The sequence below is a fragment of the Leptolyngbya sp. FACHB-541 genome (assembly GCF_014695875.1).
Lineage (GTDB): Bacteria > Cyanobacteriota > Cyanobacteriia > Elainellales > Elainellaceae > JAAUTN01.
This window is the reverse complement of record NZ_JACJPC010000110.1, coordinates 414,395-425,061: the sequence shown is the minus strand read 5'-3', so window position 1 is coordinate 425,061 and position 10,667 is coordinate 414,395. Positions and strand designations below refer to the sequence as shown.

Here is a 10,667-nt window from a genome sequence, read left to right as displayed (position 1 = left end):
CTCACGCGTTACTCACCCGTCCGCCACTAAAGTCCGAAGACTTCCGTTCGACTTGCATGTGTTAAGCATACCGCCAGCGTTCATCCTGAGCCAGGATCAAACTCTCCATTGTAATTAAACAAATTCGAGATTTGTTAGGCTCCCGGAACTTGACTTAGTCCCGGTTTTCATTTTTGCTTACTCTAAAGTCGAAACTCTAAAGCAAACTAATTGATTTAACGGGGTATAAGTGTTATTCTGGCTTTCAAACTATTAGATTTTCAAGGTTCGGGGTCGAAGCCAGTGCCTTCCGTTTCCGTTCGGCTCTCTCTCGACCGCTTAACCAATATAACGAGACATCCAAGAAACTGTCAAGCATTTCTCAAAAGTTTTTCGGGAAACGCTGAAAGCATGGAATCTGCAGGGTTTCAGCCTTGTGGGTGCTGGGAATCTTCGAGAGATCGCCTTTAAGGTCTATGATTTCTTGAGATGAATCTCTAACGCGATAGGGTGAGTCCCGAGCGGAGTGGTAGCTGCAAAATCCTAAAAGCCTTGATTGCTATTGGATTAAGACTGCTGTCTGCTTAGTTGGGACAAGCGAGATACTCATCCAGAGGCTTGGAAAAGTTGCAGGTTGCATCAATGAGTCCTATCTAATTACTATTGTTGGACTTAGCGAAGCTGGAAAATTATAAGTAATGGCTCCTGTGTTACCGCCTGCTTTGGTGCTGGATCAACTGCTGAAAAGCTGGCTTTTGGAGGATATTGGGCGGGGCGATCGCACAACTCAAGGCCTTTTTGCATCTGACGCTGTTAGTGGACAGGCTCAGTGGATTGTGAAAGAAGCAGGGGTCGTTGCGGGATTGCCGATTGCTGCGCGGGTTTTTCATCTACTCAGCGAACAGTCCACTTTTACGGCACTTGTTGAGGAAGGGCAGTGGTGCGCTCATGGACACCCCATTGCTCGGTTGAGTGGATCGATGGATGCGCTCTTGACGGGGGAGAGGGTCGCGTTAAATGTAGTGATGCGGCTGAGTGGGATTGCAACGCTGACCAATAAGTATGTGGAGCAGATTGCAGATTTGCCAACTCAGTTTGTCGATACGCGCAAAACTACGCCGGGACTGCGACTTCTGGAAAAGTATGCAACTCAAGTGGGCGGTGCTGTGAACCACCGCATGGGATTGGATGATGGCGTAATGATCAAGGATAATCACATTGCGGCGGCAGGGGGAATTGGAGAGGCGATCGCCCGAATTCGTCCTCATATTCCTTATCCGCTGACCATTGAGGTGGAAACGGAGTCGCTGGAACAGGTCGAAGAAGCCCTGATTCACAAAGCGGACATCATTATGTTGGATAATATGCCGCTGGAGATGATGAGACAGGCAGTGCAAACAATCCGTCAACGTAGTCCGCATATTAGGATTGAGGCTTCAGGTAATATTACGCTGGAGACGATCCGGGCGGTGGCGGAGACGGGTATGGACTATATTTCTAGCAGTGCGCCAATTACTCGCTCTTCTTGGCTAGACATCAGTATGAGGATGGTCGTTGCCAGTTAAGAGTTAAATAGTTTTTGATTTATGAATTCTACAATCCAGAAAATTCGAGAGCAGTTTGAGCAGGCGTTGGTGGCTGCGTTTGGGTCTGACTTGGAAGGAACAGATCCGATTTTGGTACCTGCTAGTAATCCTAAGTTTGGGGATCATCAGTCTAATGTAGCGATGTCGCTGGCGAAGCGATTGGGGAAAGCACCGAGGGCGATCGCTGAGCAAGTTATTCAGCACCTTGATGTGAGCGAGTTTTGTGAACCACCTACCGTAGCAGGTGCGGGTTTTATTAATTTGACGTTCAAGACGAGTTACCTGGAGGAGCAGCTTCGGTGTGTGCAGGCTGATTCCCGACTGGGAGTAGCTCCAATTGAGCCGCCTAAACGGGCGATCGTAGACTATCCCAGTCCCAACATTGCGAAGGAAATGCACGTTGGACATTTGCGTCCCTCAGTGATTGGAGATTGCATTGCCCGAATTCTAGAATTTTTGGGTTATGAGGTGTTGCGGCTCAGCCATGTGGGGGATTGGGGAACGCCTTTTGGGATGCTGATTGCATATTTGCGGGAAGCATATCCAGAGGCGCTGAAGTCTGATGAGAATTTAGATCTGGAAGATTTGGCATCGTTTTATCGTCATGCCAAAAAGCGATTTGATCAGGATGTGGCCTTTCAGGATGCAGCGCGACTGTCTGTGGTGCAGCTTCAGGCGGGTGATGAAGAAACTCTACGCGCGTGGAAAATTGTTTGCGATTTATCTAACCGAACCAATCAAAGAATTTTCGATTTGATGGGTTTGTCTCCTCTGATTATTCGAGGTGAGTCTTTTTATAATCCGTTTTTGCCGGATGTAATAGGGGAGCTGGATCGGCTTGGTTTATTGGTTGAAGATAGCGGGGCAAAGTGCGTTTTTTTGGAGGGTTTTACGAATAAGGAAGGGGACCCTTTGCCTCTGATCGTGCAGAAGTCGGATGGTGGATATAACTATGCCACTACTGATTTGGCTGCCATTCGCTATCGGGTAAGTGTGGATAAGGTAGACCGAGTGGTTTATCCGGTTGGGGCAGAACAAACAAATCACTTTGCTCAAATTTTTCAGGTTGGTAAACGAGCGGGCTGGATTACGGACGATGTGGAGTTTGTTCACACGCCACTTGGGTCTGTACTAGGGGAAGATGGGAAAAAGCTAAAGAGCCGTTCTGGAGAAGCAATTCGGCTGGAGGATATGTTGAATGAGGCGATCGCCCATGCTCGTACTGACCTAGAAAATCGTCTTAAAGAAGAGGGACGTGAGGAAACAGAAGAATTTATCAAACATAGCGCTCAAGTAATCGGGATTAGTGCGGTAAAGTATGCTGACCTGAGCCAAAACAGAACGAGTAACTATATTTTCAGCTATGACAAAATGCTGGCGCGGCAAGGCAATACGGCTGTATATATGCTTTATGCCTACGTAAGGACGCGTGGGATCAGTCGGAAGGGAAACATTGATTTTGAAAAATTAGGTTCCGACTGTCCGGTTGTGTTGAAAGAAGATGAAGAGTTTGTATTAGCAAAACACTTACTTCGGCTAGATGAAATTCTCAGCATAATTGATGCAGACCTGCTGCCGAATCAGCTTTGCCAATATCTATTTGAACTGAGCCAAAAGTTTAATCAGTTCTACGATCGTTGCACGGTACTGGATGCGGAAGAACCTATCAGAACGTCGCGGTTAGTGTTGTGTGATTTGACTGCGAGAACGATCAAATTAGGACTATCTTTGCTGGGAATTCCCGTGTTGGAGCGGATGTAGCAGTTAGGGAAACTTCTGGTTGACGATAAAACTTCTGATAACCTTTGAAGAATGTAAGTTGGGTTGAAGTATGAAACCCTAACGCAGAGCTTATGTAAGTGTTGGGTTTCGCTATGCTCCACCCAACCTACCAATGCATCTATTACAGGAGTTGGTGTGAATGCTTGATACGCCCCTGGAATGGGTACTGCTGGTTTTGGTAGGGTCAGTTACCGGAGTTGCAGCTGGATTGCTGGGAATTGGGGGGGGACTGCTGATGGTTCCAGCCCTGACATTTCTGGGAGTGCCATTAATCCAAGCTACTGCGACGAGTTTGATTGGGGTGTTTTTGAGCGCGGTTTCTGGTAGCTTGCGGAATTTAGGAGCCGGTGAATTGAACTGGCGGGTTTCGTTAATGCTAGCGGCTTTTGGGGTTGTTACGGCGCAAGGGGGTGCCTGGTTGGGCGATCGCCTCCCTGACCCAGCTTTGGCTCTAGGATTTGCAGTTCTGTTGCTAGCTACGACGTATTTGATGGATCTACGTCAAAGACTCAAGCGAAAAACTGAGAAGACGATGGAGCCAGAATTAACATCTGGGGAAGAAGTGCCAGAAGCAGAGAAAGAGGCACCGCTCACTTCAATTGCTGGAATCGGTCTGTTAGCAGGTGGGCTATCTGGTTTGTTTGGCGTGGGTGGTGGGGTGGTGATGGTGCCGCTGCAAATGCTGTTTTTGGGAGAATCGATTAAGGCGGCAGTGCGGACGAGTTTAGGCGCAATTGTGGCGATCGCCGTTTCAGGACTTGCCCAGCACACGTGGAATGGCAACGTTTTATGGATTCCTGGGTTGTGTCTGGGATTAGGTGGAATTGTTGGAGCACAGGCAGGAACTCGCTTGCTGCCTCGATTGCCTGATCGAACGGTCAATTTCCTGTTTAAGTTTTTGCTGTTTGCTCTAGCCGCCTACATGATTATTCGAGGCGTTCAGGGTTGGATCTAGTTATTCCTGTCAGCAAGTTTCAGCAATCAGCTTGAGGTATTCCTGGTCAGTAATAATGTTTCGCGTGGATTCCAGTCGATCCAGAAAAACGTAGCCTTCCAGATGATCGAACTCGTGCTGGAAGATGCGAGCGACGAAATCGGTAAGTTCTTGGTGTTGGAGGTTGCCGTAGCGATCGTAATATTCAATCGTAATTGCTTGATACCGAGGCACCAGACCGCGAATTCCAGGAATGCTCAGGCAGCCTTCCCAATCTTTCACGATTTCATCGGAATGGCTTACCAACCGAGGATTAATCATCGGGGTTGGTTCCATTTCGGGAGCATGAGGATATCTAGGATTGGGACGGGATGCGACGATCAGCAAACGCCGAGAAACACCTACTTGAGGCGCTGCAATTCCAACTCCATTGGAATGCCGGAGGGTTGCAAGCAAATCGTCGATCAGGGACTGTACTGGCTGCGCTTGAATCTCGGTAATGGGTTCGGCAGTTTGGCGCAGGACAGGATTACCCAGTTGGGAAATTTGCAGTAATTCAGCCACGGCTTTGATCAACTCCTGAACAGGTCAATTAGGTTTGATCGCGATCGATCCACTTGTGAATTTGGATGGGCTGATACTGGTTCAGCTTCTCCAAGAGTTCTTCACAGGTTTGCGTCTCGATTACCGCTGAGCGATGTTCGGGACGGACAAATTGCGCTTGAACTGCGTGGTCGAAGAAGGCGATCAAAGAGTTGTAATATCCCTCAATATTAAGCAAACCACAGGGCTTTTGGTGTAGTCCTAGTTGCCCCCAAGTGAGAACTTCAGCAAATTCTTCAAGCGTACCAATGCCACCAGGGAGCGCGATGAAAGCGTCGGCATAGTCTGACATGAGGGCTTTGCGTTCGTGCATCGAAGCAACGATGTGCAGTTTGGAGAGACCTGTGTGAGCAATTTCGCGGTCGGCTAGCGCTTGGGGGATCACGCCGATGACTTCACCCCCTGCGGCAAGGGCGGCATTGGCGACGGTGCCCATGAGCCCAACTTTACCGCCGCCGTACACTAGCCCGATGTTTTGCTGTGCCAGCAGTTTACCTAGCTGCTCGGCTGCAAACCCGTAAGCAGGGTTTGCTCCCTGATTTGAGCCGCAAAATACGCAGACTCGTTTCATACTTGCCTCTTAAGCATCAGTTTCAGGCAAAATTTTGAGACGAATAGTGCGAGAGAAACTACCCCCATCCGGATCACCCAGTTGAACTTCCAGCACTTCACCCGAAAGGGGACTAAGGTGAGCAAGGAGCGATCGCAAGTGAGGTGTACTCGCGCCGCTATCCAGGTAAACCCGCTCTGAAAGAGTGTTGAGCCGTTTCCAAGTGGTGTAGAGTTTGACGATCGCCTGCTCCAACTGCGAAGCCTGATTGACTAAGTCAGCCGTAGAGCTAAGGCAACCGACCCGCAACGCCTCTTCTAAAGCAGATTCCAGGTCAAGCGCTTCGTTATCTAAGGCCTGCACGTTGGTTGCAGCATTGAGATACTTCGCCAAATAGCGGGCTTCGGCGGTAACTTGCTTCAGCGTATCCACGTCAGGATTTCCTGCCACCTCTGCCTGGAGGGAAACCTGATGCGCTTCTGGCAACTTTTCCATTTCTCGCACCAGTGGAGCCAAATAGCGAGTAGGAATCGTGCTGTTAGCAGCTTTTTCCTTTACGACTTCAGGAATTAGATCTGAAGTCATCGCTGTCCATTCGTCGGAAAGCTGGCGGACTTCTCGGCGAGTGATGCGATCGCCCTTTCGCGCTGCATCACCGACCATTTGCTGAACTTCCGGGGATGACTGGGCCGTTTCGACAAAGGCGCGTTTGCTGAACTGGTTAACATCTTCCGGCTCCAGGTAACCCTCTTCCAGCAGTGCATCGGCGCTATTTGCTAGTTCGATTAGCGAATAAGCCTGAGTTTTGCTGATTTCCCGATCTTTGAGCCAGTTGAGAAATCCGCTGCCTCGACCATCGCCGCCACGCTTTTCACGATCGCGCACAGCCCGAAGAATACGACCGCGCCAAATTTCGGTTTGCAGGTCAAAGCGATCGCACACCTGCCAGGCTGTCTCGACCTGACTCAAAAATTCTGCCTCGGGAATCAGATCATCCTCTGGATCAGGAAGCTGAAGGCTGAGATCAGGGTTTTGCTCAAAACTAAAGTTGTTCAAATCAGTGGGAAGTGGAGGCGCTTGAACCATGAGAAGACTCTGGAAGACAGTGCATCATTATTGCATAATCCTCCCTTGGAGATCACGCCAAATGTAGCGCTAAGAATTGAGTTAGCCGCCACCGATAGCGCCAATCAGCAGGCGAACCAGCAGTACAGAAAAAGTAGCAAAACCTATAATAACCACTGCTAAGCCGAGAATTAGCAGAATTAGAAATTTGCGATCGCTCCCTCGACTAGGTTGGGGCATATCGACATGAGTTTCAAGCAAGGCAATATTTCGAGCATTTGCTTTCCAGGTCGCGTCAAACACATCGCCTAGCATTGGCACCGATCCCAGCACAACTTCCAGAACAATGTTGGATGCCATTCGCAACAGGATTTCACGAGGCACGCCCATTCGCGCTGCTTCAACGACAATGTAGGCTGATAGCGCTCCTGCAACCGTATCTCCAGCACCGGGCAGTAACCCCAGAAGTGGATCAAGTCCAATTCGATAACCTGTACCAGGAATTGGAATGGCGTTGTCTAAGACATGGCTGAGTTGGCGCAGACGTTGAAGCGAGGTGTTTCTGGAATTTACAACCGATGGGACCCGCTTGGGAGGAGGCTGTGACATCTAGGATGCTCCAAATAATGCCAGGAATTTTTGCTGGGCGATCGCCATCAGATCAGAATCAACGGGCTAAAGCATTTGTGGCGATCGCAACTTCTGTCGCGATCGCCACAATAGCGTAAATCAAACCAGGAGAACCAGTCTTCTACCAGGAGAACGTTATTCCTTCAAAAATCGCCTGACTACTTTTCGTTTGGAAGGTTGTCGAGACTGGCGATCGACCCTATCTAAAGCGAGAGCGACCCGTCCACGACGAGACATTCGCTTCACTCCATTCGTCCAACGGGGATCATGGAGTAGCAGGTAAAAGCAGGGAATGATGAACAGCGTCAAGAACGTTGCTAGAGATAACCCAGAAAACACAACGATGCCGAGCGGCTGCAAAAACTCTCCCCCTTCGCCCATTCCCAACGCCAAAGGAAACATTCCTAATACAGTTGTGATCGTCGTCATGAGAATCGGACGAAGTCGTTGGGGAGCCGCTTTGAGAATGGCAGTGCGGCGATCGACCTTTTCTCGCTCGCGGATTTGGTTTGCTAGTTCCACCATGATGATGGCGTTGTTAACGACGATACCGACCAGCAGCACTGCTCCCACAATCACTGTTGCACCGATCGCCGTTTGCGTCACATACAGTCCCAAAATTCCACCTGCTAGAGCTAGGGGAATCGTGAACATGATGACTAGCGGGTCTATTAATGAGTTATATTGCACCGCCATGACAACGAATACCAGGAAGGCAGCCAATCCACCGAGAAGGGGCAAAGCAGACTGAATTTCCTGGTTACTTTGGGCCGCAGCACTGGGCAAACGACTAACCCCTTCAGGCAACTCTAATCCTTGCAAGATAGTATCTACTTCAGCCAAAGCTTCACTCAAGCTGGCACCTTCATTCAAGTTGCCTGCTGCGATGAACACCTGCCGCTGGTTGATCCGCTGAATTTCGCCAGGGGCTTCTCCTTCTTCTAATTGAGCAACATCTCCTAGCCGAATCAACTGGTTGTCTTCTGTGAACAGAGGTAACCGTTCTAGCTGCGACGGCCGGGTAATCGCGTCCTCGTCAAGCTGCACACGCACATCTACCAAACGGTTACCGCGCTGAAGCTGGGTTGCAACGACTCCTTGGACGGCAGTTTCAAGCGTTTCCCCGATGTCCTGGGTGTTGAGTCCGAGGGCGGTCAGGCGCTCCAAGTCAGGACGGATTTGAATTTCAGGCTGGCGCTGGTCAGCATCTGGGCGAAAGGTTGCCAGCGTTGCCTGCTGGTCAAGTGCGTCGAGTACCTGAAAACCTGCCTGAGTTAGCGATCGCTCATCTTCTCCTTGCAGCACCACATCTACTTCTGCACCACGCACCGGAGAATTGTTTAGTACCAAACCACGCACTTCACCCGGCCTTATGCGAATCCGAGTATCGACCAGGTTAAGCTGCTCAATCTCTTGATTGACCCGAGCGACAAACTCCTCAACATCACTTCCTCGCTTCAGCGTGATGTTGCTGGTGCCTCTCAACGGGTTTTCGTTTGTACTGCTGCCAAAGAGGGAGCCTCCCGCTGTCGTGAATACGTATTCTGTCTCCGGTTGCGCCTGAATAATCTTGTCTACCTCTTCCATTACCTTCCGATTGGTTTCGAGGGGAGTTCCGGGGGGAAACTGGGCATTCAGGTTTGCTTGCCCGGTGCTAATGCGCGGCAGAATTTCCTGAGGAATCTGACCGATTGTTAGCAGACTGCCACCCCCCAGAACCAGAAAAGTTGCCAAGACGATTAAGACACGCTTTCGCAGCACCCATTCCAGAGTGCTGGCGTAGCCTCGTGTCGAGGCTTCAAAGCGACGATTAAATTCTTTTAAGAGCCAAAATTCTCCGATGCGGCTTGACCAGCGAATTCCTAGCAGTCGAGAAGACATTGCGGGCACGACGGTTGCCGCAACAACAATCGACGCGGCGACCGCAAAGCTGATGGTTAGAATCAACTCGTTAAACAGCAGGGCGATAAAGCCACCGATCAGCAGGAAAGGCAGTACCGCCACCAGGTTTGTGCTGGTAGAAGCTAGCAGGGCCGATTCCACCTCCTGGCTGCTCTGGATAGAGCGCTCGATGATTTCGTCGGGGGGCATTTGCGATCGCGTATCCTGTCCTGGTGTCATGCCTGCTCCTTCGGCGATCGCCTCCAGCATGACGATGGAGTTATCGACCACAATTCCCACACCCAACGCCAAACCGCCCAGACTGAAAACGTTGAGCGACAGCCCAAACACGCCCATCAAGATGATTGCGGCTAGCGTTGCCAGAGGAATAGAGAGGACAATAATCAGTGTTTGGCGAATGGAGCCAAGGAATAGGAGAACGGCGATCGCTGCCAATCCTGCGCCAATCAAACCTGAACTGGCAACGTTGGAAATAGAATTGCGAATAAAAACTGACTCATCCAGAGTTGGCAGCAACTCCATGTCTTCGGGAATTACACCAGACTGGCGCAATTCCTCAAGCCGTTTTTGAACTGCATCAACCACTTGGATAGAGTTTGCGTCAGGCTGCTTCTGAATGCTTACCTTAACGGCAGGCTGTCCGTTGAGCGACACAAAAACCCGCTGTTCCCCAGATTCATCAATGACCTCTGCAAAATCTCGCAGGTAAACTCGCCGAGGAGCACTGGGAGACAAGCCAGATTCTGTATCACTATCGGTCTCCTCAGTGTCTGTTGATGTGCTGCTTCCTCCAACAACAAAAGAAATATTGTTAATTTCCTCAGCGTCTTGAAACCGCCCAATTGCTCGCGTTAAGGGTTCAGCATTCTCTCCAAAAATTCGTCCGCCTGAAACATCCTGATTGGTTTGCTCTAGCTCATCCAATACGTCCGTCAGCCCGATGCCCAGTGCTTGCAGGCGATCGAGATCAACGTTCACAATGACCTCTTCTGCCTCTCCGCCAGACACATCCACCGAGGCAACGCCTGGAACCACACCCAGTTCACGGCCTAGCTCTTCATCCGCAAATACCCGCAGGGCGACCGATTCTAGTGAAGAGGAAGTCAGCGCTAACTCGTAAACTGGCAACTGTGAAGGGTCAGCCTTGAACAGACGCGGCTCCTCGATCGTGTCGGGTAGCTGTCCCCGTGCACGGTTGAATGCAGCCGTTGCATCGTTCAACGCCTGATCAATATCTCCGCCTGGCTCAAAGTACAGGTCTAAGCTCACCTGCCCTTCACGAGTTTGGGAATAAACCTGCACCACCCCTTCTGTGGCAGAAAGGGCTTCTTCGAGTGGACGGGTTACTTCATCCACCGCAACTTCGGGCGAAATTCCGGGTGCATCAACCCGTACTCCAATCCGGGGATAGGTAATAGAAGGCAGCAAATCAACCTGAAGGTTGGAGATATAAAACACGCCAACGACGATCACTGCCAGGGTCAGCATTAGCGTGCCGATGTGACGGCGGATTGAAATGCTGCTAATGCTAAAGCCGGAAGGTTTTTGGGTTTGCATTGCTTCAACGAGTGAGTGAGGACGATCAGCAGCCTAGATGAGCAGTAGGCACAGGTATCAGGATTAAGAAGCGGGCGAA

General features: G+C 50.3%; 8 protein-coding genes and 1 rRNA gene. 3 read left to right on the top strand and 6 right to left on the bottom strand.

What is annotated here, in order from left to right; translation table 11 throughout:
- Window positions 1-112: ribosomal RNA gene (locus H6G00_RS24405) — 16S ribosomal RNA — on the bottom strand; the annotation flags it as partial.
- A 565-nt stretch (window positions 113-677) separates the two neighbouring features.
- On the opposite strand from H6G00_RS24405, the gene nadC reads away from it, so the two are divergent.
- The 3 genes from nadC to H6G00_RS24390 all read left to right on the top strand — a co-directional run bounded on the left by nadC (window position 678) and on the right by H6G00_RS24390 (window position 4,302).
- Window positions 678-1,544, top strand: coding sequence for a carboxylating nicotinate-nucleotide diphosphorylase (gene nadC, locus H6G00_RS24400; RefSeq protein ID WP_190798709.1), 867 nt, complete (start codon window positions 678-680; stop codon window positions 1,542-1,544).
- A gap of 21 nt (window positions 1,545-1,565) precedes the next feature.
- Window positions 1,566-3,326, top strand: a complete 1,761-nt coding sequence (argS, locus tag H6G00_RS24395; protein WP_190798708.1) for an arginine--tRNA ligase — start codon at window positions 1,566-1,568, stop codon at window positions 3,324-3,326.
- Window positions 3,327-3,486: 160 nt separating this feature from the next.
- Complete coding sequence (locus tag H6G00_RS24390; protein WP_190798707.1) at window positions 3,487-4,302, top strand: sulfite exporter TauE/SafE family protein; 816 nt, start codon at window positions 3,487-3,489, stop codon at window positions 4,300-4,302.
- A gap of 9 nt (window positions 4,303-4,311) precedes the next feature.
- Here the strand turns inward: H6G00_RS24390 and def are convergent, their stop codons facing one another.
- The 5 genes from def to H6G00_RS24365 form a co-directional block, all read right to left on the bottom strand.
- Window positions 4,312-4,845, bottom strand: a complete 534-nt coding sequence (gene def, locus H6G00_RS24385) for a peptide deformylase (RefSeq protein ID WP_190798706.1) — start codon at window positions 4,843-4,845, stop codon at window positions 4,312-4,314.
- A 28-nt stretch (window positions 4,846-4,873) separates the two neighbouring features.
- Window positions 4,874-5,455 (bottom strand): TIGR00730 family Rossman fold protein, encoded by a 582-nt coding sequence (locus H6G00_RS24380; protein WP_190798705.1) that lies wholly within the window; start codon window positions 5,453-5,455, stop codon window positions 4,874-4,876.
- A gap of 9 nt (window positions 5,456-5,464) precedes the next feature.
- Window positions 5,465-6,520 (bottom strand): hypothetical protein, encoded by a 1,056-nt coding sequence (locus H6G00_RS24375; protein WP_190798704.1) that lies wholly within the window; start codon window positions 6,518-6,520, stop codon window positions 5,465-5,467.
- Between the two features lie 81 nt (window positions 6,521-6,601).
- Complete coding sequence (locus tag H6G00_RS24370; RefSeq protein ID WP_190798703.1) at window positions 6,602-7,108, bottom strand: DUF4112 domain-containing protein; 507 nt, start codon at window positions 7,106-7,108, stop codon at window positions 6,602-6,604.
- A gap of 156 nt (window positions 7,109-7,264) precedes the next feature.
- A complete protein-coding gene (locus H6G00_RS24365; protein ID WP_190641455.1) occupies window positions 7,265-10,588 on the bottom strand; it encodes an efflux RND transporter permease subunit in 3,324 nt (1,107 codons plus the stop codon).
- Window positions 10,589-10,667 lie beyond the last annotated feature (79 nt).